This window comes from Actinoplanes sp. NPDC049548 (genome assembly GCF_040676695.1).
Taxonomy (GTDB): domain Bacteria; phylum Actinomycetota; class Actinomycetes; order Mycobacteriales; family Micromonosporaceae; genus Actinoplanes.
Genome location: NZ_JBFAPM010000009.1, coordinates 131,600 through 147,756 on the forward strand (window position 1 = coordinate 131,600; position 16,157 = coordinate 147,756).

The window sequence follows — 16,157 nt, forward strand, 5'->3', positions numbered from 1 at the left end:
ACATCATCGCGGGGTGTGTTTCACGCCAAGTCCCCGGAGGGTGAGTCGGCACCGCGGTGGCGGGCGGGGCAGGATGGTCGCGTGGCGTATGACGCGTTTCTGCTGCTGTCCTTCGGCGGCCCGGAGCATCCCGACGACGTGATGCCCTTCCTGCGCAATGTGACTCGCGGGCGGGGCGTTCCCGAGGAGCGGCTGGCCGAGGTCGCCGAGCACTACTACCACTTCGGCGGGGTGTCGCCGATCAACCAGCAGTGCCGCGACCTGCTCGCCGCGGTGCAGGCCGACTTCGCCGCGAACGGGGTGGGGCTGCCGGCGTACTGGGGGAACCGGAACTGGCAGCCGATGCTGGCCGACACCGTGGCGCAGATGCGCGACGACGGCATCACGTCCGCGCTGGGCTTCGCGACGAGCGCGTACGGCGGCTACTCGTCCTGCAAGCAGTACTGGGAGGACATCGCCCAGGCGCGGGCGAAGGTCGGTCCCGGCGCGCCCGCGATCACCAAGCTGCGGCAGTTCCACGACCATCCGGGGTTCGTCCGGCCGCACGCGGATGCGGTCCGGGCGGCACTGTCGACGCTGGATGCCGGGCGCCGCGCGACCACGCGCATCGTGTTCACCGCGCACTCCATCCCGGTGTCGATGGCGACCACGGCCGGTCCCACGGGCGGGCGCTACGAGGCGCAGCTGCAGGAGACGGCCGCGCTGGTGCACGCCGCGGCCGCCCCCGAGCTGCCCTGGGACCTGGTCTGGCAGAGCCGGTCCGGGCCGCCGCAGGTGCCGTGGCTGGAGCCTGACGTCAACGACCACCTCGCGGCGCTCGCCGAGAAGGGCGTCACCGACGTCGTGGTCAGCCCGATCGGTTTCGTCTCCGATCACCTGGAGGTCCTCTGGGACCTCGACAACGAGGCCCGGGAGACCGCGGCAGGGCTCGGCCTCGGGTTCGCCCGCGCCGCCACCCCCGGCACCGACCCGCGGTTCGTCACCATGATCCGCGAGCTGGTGCAGGAGCGGACCGCGGACGGCGGGCGCGAGCGGCTCGGTACGCTCCCGGTCTGGGACGTGTGCCCGGCCGACTGCTGCCCCGCACCGCAGAGACGAGGAGCGCCATGACCGAGCGCAAAGCCATCGAGAGCTGGCTCACCGACATGGACGGCGTGCTCGTCCACGAGGGTGAGCCGGTCCCCGGCGCGCCCGAGTTCGTCAACCGGATGAAGGCGTCGGGCAAGCCGTTCCTCATCCTCACCAACAACTCCATCTACACGCCGCGAGACCTGCAGGCCCGGCTCGCGCGGATGGGCTTCGACGTACCGGAGGAGTCGATCTGGACGGCGGCGCTGGCGACCGCCCAGTTCCTCGCCGACCAGCGCCCGGGCGGCACGGCCTACGTGATCGGCGAGGCCGGCCTGACCACCGCGATGCACGCGGCCGGCTACGTCCTCACGGAGTTCTCGCCGGACTACGTCGTGCTGGGGGAGACCCGCACCTACAGCTTCGAGGCGATCACCAAGGCGGTGCGCCTGATCAACGACGGCGCCCGGTTCATCTGCACCAACCCCGACGCGACCGGGCCGTCCAACGAGGGCGCCCTGCCGGCGGCGGGCTCGGTGGCCGCCATGATCTCCAAGGCCACCGGCGTCGAGCCGTACTTCGTGGGCAAGCCCAACCCGATGATGATGCGCTCGGCGCTGAACGTCATCGGCGGGCACAGCGAGAGCACCGCCATGATCGGCGACCGGATGGACACCGACGTGCTGTGCGGCCTGGAGGCCGGGCTGGAGACGATCCTGGTCCTCACCGGCATCAGCACCCGCGCGGAGAGCGAGCGGTACCCGTACCGACCGTCGCGCATCGTGGACAGTGTCGCCGACCTCATCGGCGAGATCTGACGTGGCACGGGCAGCGGGCGACGCCGAGGCGCCGCGGGCGACGGTCTCCGACGAGCACTTCCTCGGGATGTACCTGGCCAAGGACGACCCGTGGGACGTCGCGACGAAGTGGCACGACCAGCGCAAGTACGCGGTCACGATGGCCAGCCTGCCGCGGGAGCACTACCGCTCGTGCTACGAACCCGGCGCGTCGATCGGCCTGCTGACCCGCATGCTGGCGCCGCGCTGCGACGCGGTCCTGGCGGTCGACTGCGTGGACTCGGCCGTCGACCAGGCCCGCGAGGCGGTGCGCGACCTTCCCCACGTACGCGTGGAGCGGGCCATGCTCCCGGCCGAGCTGCCGGACGCCACCTTCGACCTGATCGTGATCGGGGACCTGCTCTACTACCTCTCCGCCGCGGACCTGGACGCTCTGCTCGGCGGCCTGGTGGCGCGGCTGGAGCCGGAGGGGGACATCGTGGCCGTCCACTTCCGCGACCGTCAGCAGGGCGGCAACTACGACGGGTTCAACGTGCACGCCGCTCTCGCCGCGCGTCCCGGCCTCGACCGGATCGTGCACCACGAGGACGAGTGGTTCCTCCTCGACGTCCTGCGGAAACTGCCGGACTAGGTGTCGTAGATCCCGCTGTCCCAGGGCGCGGTGAAGGCCATGTAGTCGCCCGGCTGCACCGACACCCACCACAGGTCGTCGTCGGGCTCCTCGCCGGGAGGGTTGACGACCAGGCCGAAGGTGATGCCGTACCGGCGTACCTCGAAGGGCTGGACGACGATCCGGCCGTAGGTGACCGCGCCGAGCTCGCGGATCCGGTTCTCGACCTCGGCGTCGGTGGCCGACTGGTCCAGGCCGTCGCCGGCGTCGGTCTGCTCGATCTGGGCCTCGAGGAAACGGCCGTCGGCGGCGAACAGGTACGTCGCGACGAAGATCCGGCCCTCCTCGGCCGTTTCGAACGGGGTGGTCACGAAGAACTGGCGGCCGTCGGCGGTGTGCCCGACGTAGCGTGCGTCCCAGTCGTCGTGGTCGATCGCCAGGCGCTCCGGAGGGCCGTCACCGGCCGTCACCGCCGGCAAGGTGCTTGTCCACCCGGGCGCGGCGGTGCATCCTCCCAGCAGGAGGGCGGTCGTGACCAGCACGGAGGCGGCGAGACGGCGCGGTGAGCAACGGAGCATGATCGCGGAGTGTAGGGGCGGGATGCCTCGCGCGCTACCACCGGCCGGGCACGATGCGGCCGGTGGCCCGATAGGCTGCGCGCATGGCTGACTGCGGCATCCCGGCCGAGCCGCCCATCGCGCTCGTGCAGGAGGTTCTCTCCGCCATTCCGTCCGGGTGCACCTGGCTGCTGCCGGTGACCGGCGACACCGGCGAGGTCGTCGACTTCACCGTCGCGGCCACCAGCGACAAGGTCCAGGACGTCCCGCGCCGGGGCGCACGCCGCCGGCACGCCCGGCTCAGCGAGCTGTATCCCAGCATGGTCGGCGGCCCGCTGTGGTCGCTGTACCGCCGGGTGATCGCCGACGGGATGCCGGGCGAGATCAGCGACTTCGACTACGAGGACCGCAGCGCAGGCGTCGTCGCGCACTCGCGGTTCGTCGTCTCGGTGCACCGTGTGCTCGGCGGCCTGCTGGTGTGGTGGCAGCGGTCGGACGAGAACGAGCGCCGGCTGGAGCGCACCGAGCAGCTCGGCAGCCTCGGGTGGGTCGAGACCGACCTGGTCACCGGCCGCAACGAGTGGTCGCCCGGGATGTACCGGATCTTCGAGCAGGATCCCGCGCTCGGGCCGATGACCCGCGGCCAGCAGGCCGCCGCCATGCTGGCCGAGGACCGGGGGATCGCGGAGACGGCGTGGCAGACCCTGGACAGCGGCGCGGCCTCGGACGTCACCGTCCGCTTCCGCATCGGTACGGGGATCAAGCACCTGCGGATCCTGTCCGAGGCCGCACGCGACGCCGACGGCCGCGCGGTGAAGATCTACGCCGTGGTGCAGGACGTCACCGCCCGCGAGGACTCCCGCTCGGCGATCGAACGGCTGGCCGACCAGCTGCGCACCCGCGAGACCACCGCGCTCGCCGAGCACCGCCTCGCCGCGCAGCTCCAGCACCTGATCCAGCCCGTACCGGCCGAACCGCTGCTGCTGCACGGCCTGCAGGCGACGGTCGGCTACCTGCCCGCGGAGAAGGCGGTCCGCGTCGGCGGCGACTGGTACCACGCCCAGACGCTGCCCGACGGGCAGGTGCTGCTCGCGGTCGGGGACGTGGCCGGGCACGGGCTCGAGGCGGCCAGCGGCATGGCCCATCTGCGGTTCGCCCTGGTGGCGTGGCTTTCGATCGGCATCCACGACCCGGGCACGCTGCTCGCGCACATGAACCGCCTGTGCGTCCAGCTCGGGATCACCGGCACGGCGGTGGTGGCCCGGCACGACCCTGCGACCGGAGTCCTGTCGTGGGCGCGCGCCGGGCATCTCCCGCCGCTGCTCTCCCGGGCCGGGGCTACCGCGGAGCTGCCGCGACCGCAGGGGCTGCTGCTGGGCGCCGAAGCGGCTGCCGAATACCCGGTGGTGGAAGCGCCACTCGAGCGCGACGATCTGGTGCTGCTCTACACCGATGGGCTGACCGAGCGGAGGGGCGCCGGCGCCGAGGACTCGCTGGAGCAGGTCAAGGCGCGGCTGTCGGCGGTGTCCGCGGGCCCCGGCGAGGACGCCCTGGCCCGGCTGCGGGGGCTGCTGCACTCGGCCAACCCTGACGACGACACGTGTCTGCTCGCCGTACGCGTGCTGCCCTGACCTGAACGGCTCAGAGCCGCAGCCGGATCCGGACCCGGGTGCCCTCCGCCACCGCGGCGGTCTCCACCTCGTCGCAGACGCGTTCGACGATGGCGAGCCCCCGGCCGCCCGTCGCGCCCGCCGCCGGCATGCTGCGCCCCATCTGCCGCATCGCCCCCTGGTCGACGACGTCGCAGACGAGCGAACCCGCCTGGGCGAAGACCCGCACGACGCCGCCGCCGTCGGTGTGCTGCAGGGTGTTGGTCGCCAGCTCGCTGACGGCCAGCACCAGCAGCTCGATCCGCCCCTGGGGGAGGCCGAGCGCCGCGGCGCGGGCCGCCACGAAGGCGCGGACGTCGGCGAGCTCACCGGGTGCGTCGTAGCGGAGCGACTCGTTGTTCAAGCTGGGGTCACTCACGGCCGGCGTCCTCCGTGCGGGCACCGAGCAGCCGGTCCACCCCGGTGAGCTCCAGAACGGTGGCGACCGCTCCCGAGGCGTTGACCAGCTGCACCCGCCCGCCCGAGCGCTGGGCGGCGTGATGAGCGGTGACCAGCCCGTGGATTCCGCTGGAGTCGATGAAGGTCAGCCCTCCGAGGTCCACGACCACGAGCGCGGCGGTGTCCACCGCGCTGAGCAGCACGGCGGCCAGCCGGTCGCGACCCTCGAGGTCGCATTCCCCCGTCAACGCCACGACCACCCGCCCGGGTCCGGTGGAGGTCGCGGCCTCGAAGTGCGCCATCGGAGGAGAAGCACCCTTCGCTCGGCATCGCAGACTGCGCACATCATGCCACTGACCCGGGGCGGATGGGGCGTCTGCGTCGATCGGGTGTCAGCCGGGCGTCGCTGTCACCACCACGTTGTCCCGATAGTGGCCGATCCTGCGGTCGAAGGGGCCGCCACAGGTAATCAGCGTCAGCCGGGGGCGCCCGTCGCGGGCGAAGTATCTGTCGAGGGGTACGGCCGTCTTGGCGTACCGCTCGCGGGCGACGACCTCGAAGGTACGGGTGCCGCCCCGGGGGCCGGTCAGGGTCACGCTGTCGCCGGGCCGGAGCTTGCCCAGCCGGAAGAAGGCCCCCGGTCCCTGCTCGGCGCTGTCGACGTGGCCGGCGATGACGATCGACCCGGCGTCGGCCGTCATCCCGGGCCCGTACCGGTACCAGCCCACCCGGTCCACGCTGGGTGGCACGTCGAGCTCGCCGGTCGCCGCGTTCACGCCGACCGCCGTGACGGTGGCGGTGATGCCGAGCGCCGGGATGCGCAGGCTCGACGGGCTGTCCGGGACCCCGGCGGCCGGCGGCCTGCCGTCGCTGACGGGGACGCCCGGGCCGGTCGTCGTGGGCGCCGGTGCGCTCTGCAGCGCCGACACGGTGGGTCCCCCCACGTCAGGAGCGGTCCGCGCGCGGCACGCGGCGATGCCGAAGAGGCTCAGCAGCACGACTCCTGTGGCCAGAGCCAGGGCGGCGCGCCCCCGGTCCCGATGGGGCGCGCCGCTGTCCGGTCCGCCGGTCAACGCCGCGCCGGCGCGGCCGGCCGACCGGTGCGCAGCCGCACCAGGCCGGCGATCAGCAGGACCAGGCCGGTGCCGCCGAGGGCGTACCAGGGCAGGCTCAGGCCGCGGTCGGCGAGGCCGCCGCTGCCGCCGGGTACGCCGCCGGGAGCCGAGTGCAGGCCGCTGATCGTCTGCGCGACCACGTCGAGCGTCTTGTCGTCGGCGGAGCCGATCGCGTACACGATCGTGGCCGTGCCCTCCTTGAGGGAGAGGTCCGTCGGTCCCAGCACGACGGTGTCGGTGCCGGCGAGCACGACATCGGCCGTGACGTCACCGGCGGGCAGGTCCGCCTTGGCCTCCTTCGGGTTCGTCAGGTCCTCGAACACCGGCTTGCCGCCGGCCCGCACGTCGACAGCGGGCGCCGCGGCGGTGTGCCGGACGGCCAGCCGGGCCTGGCCGGCGCCGACCTTGGCGGTGTCGTTGACGAACGGCGTCAGGACGGGCTTGCCGTCGGCGCCCAGGTGCGCGACGAGGCTGATGTCGGCGCCGCCCGGGACCTTCGCGTCCTCGACCGTCAGCAGCGCCTGGTCCAGGTCGTCGCCGGGCTTGGTCAGGGCGATGTCGTACGAGCCCTCCTCCAGGGCCAGCGGACCGGCGACCTTGCCCGGCTGGAACCCGGGCACCGTCTTCTTCCCGTTGACGTAGACGTCGACGGGCTGGCCGGGGATGCCGTGCACGACGGAGACGCGGGAGGAGGCGGCCGCGGCGGGACCGGTGGTGAACGCGCTGAGGCCCGCGAAGGCGGTGAGGGCGACGGCGCCCGCCGCGGCGGCGCGGCGCAGGGGCAGGATGGGCATCGGAACTCCCTGTCGGATCGAAGCTCGTGATCGGGTCGGATCACCGGTGGTTTCGCCGGGGGAGTCGCCGGTGGATGCAGGAGGCGGCGGAAAAAGAAACTGCATCCGAACGATGCCGTGCGGACGTAAAGGGAATGGACGATGCGGCGGAGGGAGGTCGATGGATCCCGGGGAGGAGCTCGCCGAGCGGTTCCGCGACGGCGACGACAGAGCCTTGCGTACGGCGTACGAGCAGTACGGCGGCGCCGTGCTGGTGCTCGCCCAGCGGGTGCTCGGCAACCGCGCCGACGCCGAGGACGTCACCCAGGCGACGTTCGTGGCGGCCTGGATGGGCCGGGAGACGTTCGACCCGGAGCGCGGCTCGATGCTGGCCTGGCTGCTGGGCATCGCCCGGCGCAAGGCCGTGGACCGGATCCGGTCCGCCGCCCGCGACGAGCGGATCAGCGACTCCGTACGGTCACTCCCGCCGCCCGCCGCGCCGGAGGAGGCGCCGGAGCGGGTGGTCGACCGGCTCGTGGTCGCCGACGAGCTGAACCGCCTGCCGACCGAGCAGCGGCGCACGCTGGAGCTGGCGTTCTTCGACGACCTGACGCATCCGCAGATCGCGGCGGTGACGGGCTTGCCGTTGGGCACCGTGAAGAGTCACATTCGCCGGGGGATGGCGAACCTGCGACGTCGATGGGAGGTGGACGGTGCAGCATCTGGATTCCGATCGGCTGGTCCTTCTCGCGCTCTCTGAGGACGCGGCGAATCCCGACGAGTCCGTCCACCTGGCCGCCTGCGCGGGCTGCCGGGAGGAGCTGCAGGCCCTGCACTACGTCGCCGAGCTCGGTGCGGAGTCGGGCGACCTGCGGGCCCTGCCGCCCCCGCCCGAGCATGTGTGGGCCGGCATCCAGGCCGACATCGCGCGGGTGGTGGCCGAGCCGGCGCCGGCCGCCGTCGTGCCGGTGACCCGTCGTGCGGCGGGCCGCAGGCGCCCGCGGTGGCTCGCTCCCGTGCTGTCCGCGGCGGCCGCGGCGGTGATCGCGGTGGCCGGGACCGCGGTGGTGCTGAGAGGGTTCGACCGCCCGCCGGCGGCCGAGGTCACCGCCCGGGCGACCCTGGCGCCGCTGCCGACCGCGCCGGCGGCCGCGCGCGGAAGCGTCCGGGTGCTCAGCGACGGTGAGATGGTGGTGGACGTCCGCAACCTGCCGCTGACCACGGGCTTCCACGAGGTCTGGCTGATCGACCCGGACGACACCTCCAAGATGGTGTCGCTGGGCAACCTGTCCGGCCGTGCGGAGGTCGTGCTGCCGGTGCCGCCGGGTACCGATCTCAACCGCTACCGGCTGGTGGACGTCTCCGACGAGGCGCACGACGGCGACGCCGCCCACTCCGGGAGGAGCCTGTTGCGGGGGACGCTGACGTACTGATCCAATGCGGGCATGGTGACGACTGTAGGTAATGGACCGGTCTACGTTCTGGCGTTGCACGGCTGGTTCGGCTCGGCGCGCGGCTGGGGACACCTGCCGCACCTCATCGACGGGGAGCGCTACACCTGGGCCTTCATGGACTACCGCGGGTACGGCGAGCGCCGGGACGTGCCGGGCGAGTACAACATCGCCGAGATCAGCCGGGACGCACTCGAGCTGGCCGACGGCCTCGGCTGGGAGCGGTTCGCGGTCGTCGGCCACTCGATGGGCGGCAGCGCGGCACAGCACCTGCTCGCCGACGCGCCGGACCGGGTCACCCACCTGGTCGGGATCAGCCCGGTCCCGGCCTCCGGCGTGCCGTTCGACGAGCAGGGCTGGGCGCTGTTCGACGGGGCCGCCCGCGATCCCGGCAACCGCAAGGCGATCATCGACCTGACGACGGGCAACCGGCTGTCGTCGTACTGGCTGGACACCATGGTGCGCAGCAGCCTCGAGGAGTCCACCGTGGAGGCGTTCGGGGCGTATCTGCCGGCGTGGGCGCGTACCGACTTCTCGGAGCGCGTCAAGGGCAACCCGGTGCCGGCGTTGGCGGTGGTGGGCGAGCACGATCCGGCCCTGGGCGCGGCGACCGCGACGGCGACGTGGATGGCGACCTACCCGAACGCCCGGCTCGAGGTCATCGCCGAAGCCGGGCACTACGCGATGGACGAGACCCCGGTCCGCCTCGCGACGATCCTGGAGCAATTCCTCTGACGGTGTTTGGCGCCGCCGATTCTGGCCACCCTTCGCGCGGGCGGGCATCGCCGGTCGCTCGCCGCTCGAGGGGATGGGATTTTCGATGGGTCGTACGGCGCCCGAGGTTGCGCTGCTGGTGAAGCGGTTGCAACACACCCACCATCGCGCGCTCAGTGCCGCCCTCGCCGATCTGGGCGTGTCCCTCGTGCAGTGGGACACGCTGCGGCACCTCGACCAGCACCCCGGCGCGTCGCTGCACGAGCTGGCCCAGCTGACCTTCCAGACCGACCAGTCGTTCGGGTCGCTGGCGGCCCGCATGGTCGACCGGGGCCTGCTCGAGCGCCTCCCCGGGCCCGGCCGGGTGGTGCGGCACCGGCTCACCGAGCTGGGTGAGCGGCTGCGCCGGGAGGGGCAGGGCCGTGCCGAGCGCGTCTTCGTGGAGACCTTCGCGCCGCTCGGCCAGGCCCAGCTCGACCTGCTGGGCGACCTGCTGGAGGCACTGGTCGCGGCCCGCGTCTGACGCTCCCGCAACCGGATGGTGACCAGTGGCTCAACTCCACCGTGCCCCCGCCGATCAGTCTGACATGAAGCTCCTGGAGCGGCTGCCCGTCAAGATGCGCACCTCCCTCGCGCTGCTGTGCCTGGTCGGAGGCCTGATCGGTCTGGGACTGTTCACCCGGTCGGTGGCTCTCTCGGTGGCGGAGACGCTGCCTGCCGGCTCCGAGGGCCGCGCCGACCTGGAACGGCTGGCCGGCATCGTCACGTGGATGTCGCTGATCCTGGCGCCGCTGGGGCTGATGTTCCAGATGTCGACGTGGATCAGCATCGTGAAGGTGCTGCGCATCGACGCCGGGGTCATCAAGACCGCCGCCGGGGGCGACCTGAGCCCGCGGATGCCGGTGGTCGGCAAGGACGAGCTCGGTCAGATGGCGCTCGCGTACAACGCGATGATGGACCGCTTCCAGCAGACGGTGGACGGCATCCGCCGCGCCGTCGACGAGCTCAACGCCTCGGCCGGGTCCCTGCAGCAGGTGAGCACCACCATGACGAGCGCGGCGGACGCGGCGGCCGGGGAGCTGGAGACCGTGGCGCTGTCGGCGCGCCGGACCAGCGACGAGGTCGGTGCGATCGCCGAGGGCACCCACCAGATGCGCGCGGCGATCGAGGAGATCAGCACCAACACCTCGGACGTCTCCCGCATGACGGACGAGGCGGTGACCGGCGTCTCCGTCGCGAGCGGCAACGTCACCCGGCTGCGCGACTCCAGCCAGGAGATCAACGACGTGCTGCGGACGATCAACGCGATCGCCGCGCAGACCAACCTGCTCGCCCTGAACGCCACCATCGAGGCCGCCCGGGCCGGCGATGCGGGCCGCGGCTTCGCCATCGTCGCGGGCGAGGTCAAGGAGCTGGCGCAGGCCACCGCGCAGGCCACCGAGGAGATCGCCCGCCGCATCGAGGGCATCCAGAACGACACCGGCGAGGCCGTCGAGGCGGTCAGCGGCTTCTCGTCGATCATCAGCGCCATCGCCCAGCACCAGGTCACGATCGCCGCCGCGGTCGAGGAGCAGTCGGCGACGACCGGCACCATGGTCCACGGTGCGAGCCTGGTCAGCAGCGGCAGCGAGCAGATCAGCCAGGCGATCGGCGCGGTCAGCACCGCGGCCGGCGAGGTACGCGGCGCGGCCGAGGAGACCTACCGCGCGGTCGGCGAGCTGACCGGCACGGCGGCACGCCTGCACGAGCTGGCGGCGGTCTTCCGCTCCTGAGGGCCTGTCCTACAGCCCGGCCGCCACCTGGGCGAACCAGTGGTCGGCCACCCGGGTGTGCAGCTCGAAGCCGAGCGGTTGCGGTTCGTGCAGCACCAGCCGCTCCCGGGTCTCGCCGGTCGCGGCGGGCGCCGGGAGCTCCGCCTCGGTGGCCAGCGCCGGGAAGAGGCCGAAGACCAGCAGGGTGCCGTCGGGGGCGCTGAGCGTGTCGAAGAGGCGTACCGAATCCGGGTCGCCCCGCAGCCCGGCCTCCTCCCACAGCTCGCGGGCCGCGGCCTCCTGCCAGGTCTCACCGAGCTCGATGAAGCCGCCCGGCAGGGCGAGCCGGTCCTCCGCGGGCGGGATCCCCCGCCGGATCGCCAGCAGACCGCCGCCGACCGGCTGGAGCGCGACAGCGACCGGCGTCGGGTTGCGATAGCTGGTCTCGCCGCAGGCTGCGCAGCGCCGCGGCCACTGTCGTCCCGGCGTGAAGCGGGCACCGCAGAACGTGCAGTGCGCGAACCGGTCAGGCATGCAACGGGGAGTTGCAGGCCGCGACGAGCGCCTGCCGGCAGGCCGTCGTCAACGGACGCAGAGCCGCATCGCGCTGCTGCGCCTCGTAGTTGTTCACCGCACCGCCGGGTGCGTTGTGCTCGGCGAGCACGAGGACCTGGTCGAGGATGCTGGCACGGGCGAAGAGCCGCCGCGACCGCGGGTCGAAGCCGGGCGGCAGCGTCGCCGTGCTCTCCGGACGGCGCAGCGCCTGCAGCGCCCCCGCCAGCTCCGGGCGCCACCGGGCGACGTCGAGGCGGGTCAGCTGGGTGGTCGCCTCGGCCAGCGCGTGGGTGAGCTCGGCCTCGGCCTCCGCGGAGCCCATCTGGAAGACCGGCCGGTAGTCGGCGACGGGGAAGAACCGCCACAGCACCGTCTCGAAGGTGACGCCCGAGCCCGACGTGTGCCTGCGGACCTCCGGGACGACACCGAACGCAGGCGTCATCACGGCCTCGCCGGCCAGCAGCGCGGCACCGGTCAGGTCGCCCGGCCCCGGCAGCCCCCGTGGGTCGCCCGGCACCGGCAGCACCAGGCGGATCTCGTCGGGGTGCAGCTTCGCGAACGCGGGCAGCGCCTGCCCCAGCGGCACATCGGTCCAGGTGCCGGGGCTGTCGGCGACGAGGTGCTCCTCGTCGCCGGCGATCTCGTCGGCCAGCTCGTCGAACGGGACGAGACCGGCGCGCCAGGCGCGCACCCACGCGACGAACCGGGTGGACCGGCGCGCTGTGAGGGTCGCCGCATCTGCTGCGGGGGACATGCGAGCAAGGGTACGTGGCGGGCGCCGAGGTTGTCTCGCGCCGGAGCGTCGACACCGGCGTGTCCGCGCCGGCGGGTTACCGTGCGGACATGTATGGGGAGGACGTACTCGCGGGCAACTGGCGGCGCCGCAAGGTGATACCCGAGGTGGACGCCGAGCCCGGCCTGGTGGTCGAGGACGCGGACGCCGGCTTCTGCGGTGCCGTCGTCGGGTTCGAGTACGGCGCCGTCGTGCTCGAGGACCGGCACGGCCGCCGCCGCAACTTCCCGCTGGAACCGGCCGCCTTCCTGCTCGACGGCCAGGTCGTGACGTTGCGCAGGCCCGCACCGGCCGCCGCCGCGCCGAAGCAGAAGCGCACGGCCTCCGGCTCCGTCGCGGTCGAGGGCGTACGCGCCCAGGTCGCCAAGGCGAGCCGCATCTGGGTCGAGGGCATCCACGACGCCGCCCTCGTCGAGCGCATCTGGGGCGACGACCTGCGCATCGAGGGCGTGGTGGTGGAGCCGCTCGACGGCATCGACGACCTGGCCGGGGCGGTCCGCGACTTCCAGCCGGCCCGCCACCGCCGCGTCGGTGTGCTCGTCGACCACCTCATCCCGGGATCCAAGGAGAGCCGCATCGTCGCCGCGGTGACCGACCCGAACGTGCTGGTCACCGGCCACCCGTACGTGGACGTGTGGCAGGCGGTGAAGCCGCAGCGGGTCGGCCTGCGCGAGTGGCCCGTCATCCCGCCCGGCCGCCCCTGGAAGGAGGGGGTCTGCCAGGCGGTGGGCGTGGCGGAACCGGCCGAGATGTGGCGCCGCATCCTCGGCAGCGTGACCAGCTACAAGGACGTCGAGACGCCCCTGATCAACGCGATGGAACGGCTCATCGACTTCGTCACGGAACCCAACCCCTAGGCCAGGTGGTGGGGGTCGCGGCTGAAGACGAAGGTTGCGATGTCCAGCTTCTCCACCGTGCCGTCCGCCGCCCGCAGGACCGCGAGCACCTCGCCGGCGTTCGCGCCCGCGGTGCCGCGCCAGCGGTCCGGGGCCTCCCGGACGAACCGCCACGGCGCCCGGGCCGCGAAGCCGACCGGGGCCATCACCAGATCCTCGCCCTCGGCGGTCACCTCGAACTCGCCGCCCATCCACCACCAGCGCCCGCACAGCTCCGCGGCCTCGCCCTGCGGGGCGGGTGCGGGGCGCCACGGCTGCGGCGGTGCCGGCTCGGCGTCCAGCACCGCGGTCAGCGCCTCCAGCGCCACCGCGCGGATGCTGGTGCCGCGCAGGCCGTACGAGTTGGCGAAGGCGATCACCCCGGTGCGGCTGGGGCGGTGGACGAGCAGCTGGGAGACGTACCCGGGCATCGAGCCGCCGTGGCCCACGTACACGCGCTCGCCCACCCGGTTGAGCTCCGGGCCGAGACCGTGCCCGGCGGTCCAGGTCTCGTCCTGCATCACCACCGGCGTGCACATCTCGTCGACCGTCTCGCGACTCAGCACCGTGGGCGCCGGGTCGGCCAGGAACGCCGCCCACTTCGCCATGTCCGTCACCGTCGACCACAGCTGCCCGGCCGGAGCCATCGCACCCGAGTCCGGCCGGGGCTCCTCGTGCAGGCTGCCGTCGAGGGCGTGGACGACGTACCCGCGGGCGAACGGCTCCACCGGCGCGTAGGTGGTCCGCTTCATCCCGAGCGGGTCGAGCACGCGCTTGGCGACGAGATCGGCCCAGGACTCCCCGGTGACGCGGTGCAGCACCGCCCCCAGCAGCCCGTACGCGAGGTTGGAGTAGTGGTAGGTCCGGAACGGCGGCCCGGCGATCTTGTCGAACGCCAGGTCGGTCAGGAGCCGGTCCAGGCTGACCCCCGCGTTGCGCTCCCACCACGGACCGTCCGGCTCACGCTGCAGGCCGGAGACGTGCCCCAGCAGCTGACGCAGCGTGATGCCGCCGACCGGGGTGCCGGGAAGATGCCGGTACAGCAGGTCGTCGAGGGCGAAGAAGCCCTCGTCGCGCAGCTGCATGACCATCGTCGCGGTCAGCGTCTTGGTGATCGAGCCGAGCCGGTACTGCGTCTTCGGATCCGGCGGCGGGGTCTCCCCGGCGCCGGTGAAGTGCAGCAGCGAGCGGTCGCGGACCACCGCCAGCGCCAGTGACGGCGCCCGGCCCGCGGACTGTGCGCGGGCGGCGATCTCGGTGACGCGTCGGCCGGTTTCCGGCAGCAAAGACACGGTGAGCCTTCCTGGCAGGGGGTCATGGGTACAACTGCGCAAGGCGGATATGGCTACGCGCGAACGGCTGCGGACGCGATGTCGCTGCGCGTGCGCGAACGTGTCACGATCAGGGAGTGGAAGCAGTCCTCTGGTTGGTCCTCGCCATCGCGCTCGCGATCGCCGAGGCCTTCACCGCGACCTTCCTCATCATCTTCTTCGCGGCCGGCGCCCTCGCGGCGGCCGGCGCGGCCGCGCTCGGCGCCCCCGTGCTGCTGCAGGCCATCGTCTTCGCCATCGTGTCCGGCCTCTCGGTGGGAGCGCTGCGCCCCATCATCATGCGGCACCAGCGGCCGGCCGCCGAGACGGGCGAGACCCCCTTCGGCATCGAGGCGATCGAGGGCTCCCAGGCGATGGTGCTGGAGGAGGTCGACGCCGACCACGGCCTCGTGAAGATCGATGGTGAGCTCTGGACCGCCCGCTCCTTCGACGGAGCCGAGAAGTATCTGCCGGGCGAGCGCGTCCGGGTCATCAAAGTCAGAGGCGCCACCGCCATAGTGTGGCGCGACGACATGCCCAACATATAGAGAGGCACCCATGGAAGCGGTTGTCGGTGTACTCATCTTCGTGATCGCCCTCTTCGCGGTGATCACCCTCATCCGGTCCGTCCGGATCGTCCCGCAGCAGCGCATGGACGTCGTGGAGCGGCTCGGCAAGTACAAGCGCACCCTCTCCCCGGGCCTGAACCTGCTGGTCCCGTTCATCGACGCGGTTCGCACCAAGGTCGACATGCGCGAACAGGTCGTCAGCTTCCCGCCGCAGCCGGTCATCACCTCGGACAACCTCGTGGTGAGCATCGACACAGTCCTCTACTTCAAGGTCGTCGACCCGGTCCGCGCCACGTACGAGATCTCCAACTTCCTCCAGGCCATCGAGCAGCTGACGGTGACCACGCTGCGCAACGTCATCGGCTCCCTCGACCTCGAACGGGCCCTGACCAGCCGCGAGGAGATCAACCGCCACCTCTCCGGCGTCCTCGACGAGACCACCGGCCGCTGGGGCATCAAGGTCACCCGCGTCGAGATCAAGGCCATCGAGCCGCCCCCGAGCATCCGCGACTCCATGGAGAAGCAGATGCGCGCCGAACGCGACCGCCGCGCGGCCATCCTCAACGCCGAAGGCCACAAGCAGGCCCAGATCCTCACGGCCGAGGGCGAGAAGCAGGCCGCGGTCCTGCGGGCCGACGGTGACCGCCAGGCCCGCATCCTGCAGGCCGAAGGGCAGGCCAAGGCCATCCGTACGGTCTTCGACGCGATCCACACCGCGAACCCGTCACAGAAGGTCCTCGCGTACCAGTACCTGCAGTCGCTTCCGCAGATCGCCCAGGGCTCGGCCAACAAGGTCTGGATCGTGCCGACCGAGCTGACCAAGGCCCTCGACGGCCTCGGCGGCGCCCTCGGCGGCCTGGCCAACATGGTCGGCGACAAGCCGTCGGAGTCGGTCGACTCGGATGCCGTCGAGCGCGAGGCCGCGGCGGCAGCCCAGGCGGCGGCGGCCGAGGCGGAGGCCGTCAACGCCCAGGTGCGGGCGGCGGAAGCCCAGGTCTCCGGCGACAACGGGGCGACCAGGAGCCTGCCGGCACCGGAGACCATCCCGCCGTCGGCAGCGCTCGGATCGGCGGACTACAACGGAGCCGGCGAGCCCGAACGGGCCTAGTGCCACCACGCGGGGCGGTCTCCGGCCGCCCCGCGTCTGGTCGCCCCGGACCCGGTCGGGTGC

At 72.6% G+C, this 16,157-nt stretch carries 20 protein-coding genes; 12 read left to right on the forward strand and 8 right to left on the reverse strand.

Going from position 1 to position 16,157, the window contains the following annotated elements; genetic code table 11:
- Window positions 1-81: 81 nt before the first annotated feature.
- From AB0J80_RS19605 to AB0J80_RS19615, 3 genes are read left to right on the forward strand one after another with little or no spacing between them, the layout of a single operon-like run.
- Window positions 82-1,110: a ferrochelatase gene (locus tag AB0J80_RS19605; RefSeq protein WP_364706588.1), complete on the forward strand. Its 1,029-nt coding sequence runs from the start codon at window positions 82-84 to the stop codon at window positions 1,108-1,110.
- Window positions 1,107-1,886, forward strand: a complete 780-nt coding sequence (locus AB0J80_RS19610; protein ID WP_364706591.1) for an HAD-IIA family hydrolase — start codon at window positions 1,107-1,109, stop codon at window positions 1,884-1,886. Before AB0J80_RS19605 ends, AB0J80_RS19610 begins: the two co-directional genes overlap by 4 nt.
- A gap of 1 nt (window position 1,887) precedes the next feature.
- Window positions 1,888-2,496 (forward strand): SAM-dependent methyltransferase, encoded by a 609-nt coding sequence (locus AB0J80_RS19615; protein WP_364706594.1) that lies wholly within the window; start codon window positions 1,888-1,890, stop codon window positions 2,494-2,496.
- Here the strand turns inward: AB0J80_RS19615 and AB0J80_RS19620 are convergent.
- Entirely contained in the window at window positions 2,493-3,053 is a 561-nt protein-coding gene (locus AB0J80_RS19620; protein WP_364706596.1) for a hypothetical protein, read from the reverse strand. The two genes, AB0J80_RS19615 and AB0J80_RS19620, sit on opposite strands and share 4 nt — an antisense overlap.
- A gap of 83 nt (window positions 3,054-3,136) precedes the next feature.
- Here AB0J80_RS19620 and AB0J80_RS19625 point away from each other — a divergent pair, with 83 nt between their 5' ends.
- Entirely contained in the window at window positions 3,137-4,663 is a 1,527-nt protein-coding gene (locus AB0J80_RS19625; protein WP_364706598.1) for a SpoIIE family protein phosphatase, read from the forward strand.
- 10 nt (window positions 4,664-4,673) lie between these two features.
- On the opposite strand, the gene AB0J80_RS19630 is transcribed toward AB0J80_RS19625, so the two are convergent.
- The 4 genes from AB0J80_RS19630 to AB0J80_RS19645 form a co-directional block, all read right to left on the reverse strand.
- Window positions 4,674-5,060, reverse strand: a complete 387-nt coding sequence (locus AB0J80_RS19630) for an ATP-binding protein (RefSeq protein WP_364706600.1) — start codon at window positions 5,058-5,060, stop codon at window positions 4,674-4,676.
- The gene (locus tag AB0J80_RS19635; RefSeq protein ID WP_364706603.1) at window positions 5,053-5,382 is read right to left on the reverse strand and encodes an STAS domain-containing protein; all 330 of its coding nucleotides are present in this window, start codon (window positions 5,380-5,382) and stop codon (window positions 5,053-5,055) included. Before AB0J80_RS19635 ends, AB0J80_RS19630 begins: the two co-directional genes overlap by 8 nt.
- A gap of 90 nt (window positions 5,383-5,472) precedes the next feature.
- Window positions 5,473-6,153 carry a class F sortase gene (locus AB0J80_RS19640; RefSeq protein ID WP_364706606.1) on the reverse strand — a complete coding sequence of 227 codons (681 nt, stop codon included), beginning with the start codon at window positions 6,151-6,153 and terminating at the stop codon, window positions 5,473-5,475.
- Window positions 6,150-6,989: a DUF4397 domain-containing protein gene (locus AB0J80_RS19645; protein WP_364706608.1), complete on the reverse strand. Its 840-nt coding sequence runs from the start codon at window positions 6,987-6,989 to the stop codon at window positions 6,150-6,152. Before AB0J80_RS19645 ends, AB0J80_RS19640 begins: the two co-directional genes overlap by 4 nt.
- Before the next feature lie 160 nt (window positions 6,990-7,149).
- Here AB0J80_RS19645 and AB0J80_RS19650 point away from each other — a divergent pair, with 160 nt between their 5' ends.
- The 5 genes from AB0J80_RS19650 to AB0J80_RS19670 all read left to right on the forward strand — a co-directional run bounded on the left by AB0J80_RS19650 (window position 7,150) and on the right by AB0J80_RS19670 (window position 10,905).
- On the forward strand, window positions 7,150-7,728 hold the full coding sequence (locus tag AB0J80_RS19650) for a sigma-70 family RNA polymerase sigma factor (protein WP_364706611.1): 579 nt from the start codon (window positions 7,150-7,152) through the stop codon (window positions 7,726-7,728).
- Window positions 7,682-8,401 carry an anti-sigma factor gene (locus tag AB0J80_RS19655; RefSeq protein WP_364706614.1) on the forward strand — a complete coding sequence of 240 codons (720 nt, stop codon included), beginning with the start codon at window positions 7,682-7,684 and terminating at the stop codon, window positions 8,399-8,401. Before AB0J80_RS19650 ends, AB0J80_RS19655 begins: the two co-directional genes overlap by 47 nt.
- A 12-nt stretch (window positions 8,402-8,413) precedes the next feature.
- The gene (locus AB0J80_RS19660) at window positions 8,414-9,154 is read left to right on the forward strand and encodes an alpha/beta hydrolase (protein ID WP_364706617.1); all 741 of its coding nucleotides are present in this window, start codon (window positions 8,414-8,416) and stop codon (window positions 9,152-9,154) included.
- Window positions 9,155-9,239: 85 nt separating this feature from the next.
- The gene (locus AB0J80_RS19665) at window positions 9,240-9,656 is read left to right on the forward strand and encodes a MarR family transcriptional regulator (protein ID WP_364706620.1); all 417 of its coding nucleotides are present in this window, start codon (window positions 9,240-9,242) and stop codon (window positions 9,654-9,656) included.
- Between the two features lie 64 nt (window positions 9,657-9,720).
- Complete coding sequence (locus AB0J80_RS19670) at window positions 9,721-10,905, forward strand: methyl-accepting chemotaxis protein (RefSeq protein ID WP_364706623.1); 1,185 nt, start codon at window positions 9,721-9,723, stop codon at window positions 10,903-10,905.
- Between the two features lie 9 nt (window positions 10,906-10,914).
- Here AB0J80_RS19670 and AB0J80_RS19675 read toward each other — a convergent pair whose 3' ends face one another.
- Both AB0J80_RS19675 and AB0J80_RS19680 read right to left on the reverse strand, forming a co-directional pair.
- A complete protein-coding gene (locus AB0J80_RS19675) occupies window positions 10,915-11,418 on the reverse strand; it encodes an NUDIX domain-containing protein (protein WP_364706626.1) in 504 nt (167 codons plus the stop codon).
- Complete coding sequence (locus AB0J80_RS19680; protein WP_364706629.1) at window positions 11,411-12,193, reverse strand: hypothetical protein; 783 nt, start codon at window positions 12,191-12,193, stop codon at window positions 11,411-11,413. Before AB0J80_RS19680 ends, AB0J80_RS19675 begins: the two co-directional genes overlap by 8 nt.
- 89 nt (window positions 12,194-12,282) lie before the next feature.
- Here AB0J80_RS19680 and AB0J80_RS19685 point away from each other — a divergent pair, with 89 nt between their 5' ends.
- Entirely contained in the window at window positions 12,283-13,089 is an 807-nt protein-coding gene (locus AB0J80_RS19685) for a DUF3097 domain-containing protein (protein ID WP_364706632.1), read from the forward strand.
- Here AB0J80_RS19685 and AB0J80_RS19690 read toward each other — a convergent pair.
- Window positions 13,086-14,399, reverse strand: a complete 1,314-nt coding sequence (locus AB0J80_RS19690; protein ID WP_364706634.1) for a serine hydrolase domain-containing protein — start codon at window positions 14,397-14,399, stop codon at window positions 13,086-13,088. The two genes, AB0J80_RS19685 and AB0J80_RS19690, sit on opposite strands and share 4 nt — an antisense overlap.
- A 116-nt stretch (window positions 14,400-14,515) precedes the next feature.
- Between AB0J80_RS19690 and AB0J80_RS19695 the strand changes: the two genes are divergently transcribed.
- Together AB0J80_RS19695 and AB0J80_RS19700 are read left to right on the forward strand one after the other, a co-directional pair.
- On the forward strand, window positions 14,516-14,965 hold the full coding sequence (locus tag AB0J80_RS19695; RefSeq protein ID WP_364706637.1) for an NfeD family protein: 450 nt from the start codon (window positions 14,516-14,518) through the stop codon (window positions 14,963-14,965).
- A gap of 10 nt (window positions 14,966-14,975) precedes the next feature.
- Window positions 14,976-16,094, forward strand: a complete 1,119-nt coding sequence (locus tag AB0J80_RS19700) for an SPFH domain-containing protein (protein WP_364706640.1) — start codon at window positions 14,976-14,978, stop codon at window positions 16,092-16,094.
- The last annotated feature ends 63 nt before the right edge of the window (window positions 16,095-16,157 follow it).

What these genes read in the sequence shown, in the direction of transcription:
- AB0J80_RS19610 (WP_364706591.1), top strand. Translation starts at nt 1,107, where the DNA reads ATGACCGAGCGCAAAGCCATCGAGAGCTGGCTCACCGACATGGACGGC.
- AB0J80_RS19620 (WP_364706596.1), bottom strand. Translation starts at nt 3,053, where the DNA reads ATGCTCCGTTGCTCACCGCGCCGTCTCGCCGCCTCCGTGCTGGTCACG.
- AB0J80_RS19625 (WP_364706598.1), top strand. Translation starts at nt 3,137, where the DNA reads ATGGCTGACTGCGGCATCCCGGCCGAGCCGCCCATCGCGCTCGTGCAG.
- AB0J80_RS19635 (WP_364706603.1), bottom strand. Translation starts at nt 5,382, where the DNA reads ATGGCGCACTTCGAGGCCGCGACCTCCACCGGACCCGGGCGGGTGGTC.
- AB0J80_RS19645 (WP_364706608.1), bottom strand. Translation starts at nt 6,989, where the DNA reads ATGCCCATCCTGCCCCTGCGCCGCGCCGCCGCGGCGGGCGCCGTCGCC.
- AB0J80_RS19650 (WP_364706611.1), top strand. Translation starts at nt 7,150, where the DNA reads ATGGATCCCGGGGAGGAGCTCGCCGAGCGGTTCCGCGACGGCGACGAC.
- AB0J80_RS19660 (WP_364706617.1), top strand. Translation starts at nt 8,414, where the DNA reads ATGGTGACGACTGTAGGTAATGGACCGGTCTACGTTCTGGCGTTGCAC.
- AB0J80_RS19665 (WP_364706620.1), top strand. Translation starts at nt 9,240, where the DNA reads ATGGGTCGTACGGCGCCCGAGGTTGCGCTGCTGGTGAAGCGGTTGCAA.
- AB0J80_RS19670 (WP_364706623.1), top strand. Translation starts at nt 9,721, where the DNA reads ATGAAGCTCCTGGAGCGGCTGCCCGTCAAGATGCGCACCTCCCTCGCG.
- AB0J80_RS19675 (WP_364706626.1), bottom strand. Translation starts at nt 11,418, where the DNA reads ATGCCTGACCGGTTCGCGCACTGCACGTTCTGCGGTGCCCGCTTCACG.
- AB0J80_RS19680 (WP_364706629.1), bottom strand. Translation starts at nt 12,193, where the DNA reads ATGTCCCCCGCAGCAGATGCGGCGACCCTCACAGCGCGCCGGTCCACC.
- AB0J80_RS19685 (WP_364706632.1), top strand. Translation starts at nt 12,283, where the DNA reads ATGTATGGGGAGGACGTACTCGCGGGCAACTGGCGGCGCCGCAAGGTG.
- AB0J80_RS19700 (WP_364706640.1), top strand. Translation starts at nt 14,976, where the DNA reads ATGGAAGCGGTTGTCGGTGTACTCATCTTCGTGATCGCCCTCTTCGCG.